Annotated in this window: 1 protein-coding gene; it reads left to right on the top strand. The window is 47.9% G+C overall.

Annotated elements, in window-relative coordinates:
* Positions 1-281: toprim domain-containing protein (locus E5329_RS29465; protein WP_135992603.1), on the top strand; the 281-nt coding region annotated here is incomplete at its 5' end.
* Between the last annotated feature and the right edge of the window lie 82 nt (positions 282-363).

Here is a 363-nt window from a genome sequence, read left to right as displayed (position 1 = left end):
GCGATTATGTGACAAACAAGCTGGCGCTTGGGATGCTTTCCGATGCGCCGCTTGCCACATTTTTAGAGGAACACCCAAAGGTCAGGAAGATTTCTTTCTGTCTTGACAATGATGAACCGGGCAGGAAAGCGGCAGATGCGCTCATGGAAAAATACTACGGACTGGATTATGAAGTGGAGGACTGCCTGCCGCCGAAGCCGTTCAAGGACTATAACCAGTGGCTTCAGACTGCAAAAAGGTGTATTTCCGCTCCTGAGCCGCCCAGAGCGGCAGTGCGTTGAAAAAGTCAACTGAAAGAGAAAAAGTGGCTGCAAAAATTCAGTTGAAAACGCAAAAATCAGTTGAAAAATTCAGTCCACATGG

The organism is Petralouisia muris (assembly GCF_004793545.1).
Classification (GTDB): domain Bacteria; phylum Bacillota; class Clostridia; order Lachnospirales; family Lachnospiraceae; genus Petralouisia; species Petralouisia muris.
This window is presented reverse-complemented; position numbering and strand designations above follow the sequence as displayed.